Consider the following 1,047-nt stretch of genomic DNA (forward strand, 5'->3'; position numbering starts at 1 on the left):
ATAGCACCTGGCCCCGGGCTGGGTGCACTCTTGTCTTCGAACACGTTTTCTGCGTGTCACGGCGACGCCCACCTGTTCCCAGCCTTTCCCCATGTCGCAGCGCAAGCTGCGGCCGTTGCGCCGTGGCATAAGCCGGCGGTGTCGCGATGAGCGGCACGCTGGCTGCGGAGCGGGTGGTCGCGTCGGGTCATTGCCCGGTGTGTGCTGCACGTGGGCAGGCGGTCTTGGCTGCTCCGGGGCGTACGCGGTGCGTCGTGCACCTGGGCCTGTCGGCGGTGGCTGTGGAGGCCACCCGGGCGGGTCAGTTGCGGTTGGCGTTGCCGGATGTGGCGCGGTTGCCGCCGCTTACTGGTCAGCGGGTGCCGTGTGTGGACTGCGCTGCCGGCGGTGTGGCCGGGTTGGGTGTGTCACGCGATGGGCCAGGCTCGGCGCCGTTGTGTTTGGGGTGTTGGCGTCGGCGGCAGCGTCGCGCGTTACGGCGTGGGTTGACGCCGGAGGAGTCCGGCTGGCTCGCGGAGCTTGCTGAGCGGTTGGCGTGTCAGACGTGCGGCGGGCCGGAGCAGGTCGCGGTGGTGGATCTGCCGGTGGAGGTGGTCCGGAAGCGGCGGTGGCGTCGCCGGCAGCGGCGGCGTGAGCTGCGCGAGAAGCGGCGGCAGGAGAGGCGGCAGGAGAGGCAGCGGGGGGACAGTGGCCGCCGCCGTCAGGGGTGTTGGCGGTGTGGGGATGAGGCGTGGATCGCGTCGTCGGCCCGCGCGGCACAGGCCGCCGAGGTGGCACAGGCCGCCGCTGAGTCGCGGCGTGTGGACGAGTTGCGGGTGGCGCATCGGGCGGCGGTGCGGCGGGTAGCGCGTGCTGAGCGGCGGCTGACCGGCGTGCAGGCGTGGCGTGACCGGGTGGCCGGCGTGCTGGAGGCGATGCCGACGTTGTCGAAGACCGGGCCGCGGGGACAGTTGCAGCTCAAGCAGAGCCCCGGGGGCCGCGCCCGCGCGGTCTGGCTGATCGCAGATTTCCTGGCGCGGGCGGCTGCGGATCGGGCCGAGCGTGGGG

Annotated in this window: 1 pseudogene; it reads left to right on the forward strand. The window is 73.1% G+C overall.

Annotation, left to right across the window (positions count from 1 at the left end):
• Positions 1-146: 146 nt before the first annotated feature.
• Positions 147-1,047, forward strand: a pseudogene (locus K228_RS28685) (hypothetical protein); the annotation flags it as partial.

The sequence above is a fragment of the Salinispora cortesiana genome (genome assembly GCF_000484695.1).
Taxonomy (GTDB): domain Bacteria; phylum Actinomycetota; class Actinomycetes; order Mycobacteriales; family Micromonosporaceae; genus Micromonospora; species Micromonospora cortesiana.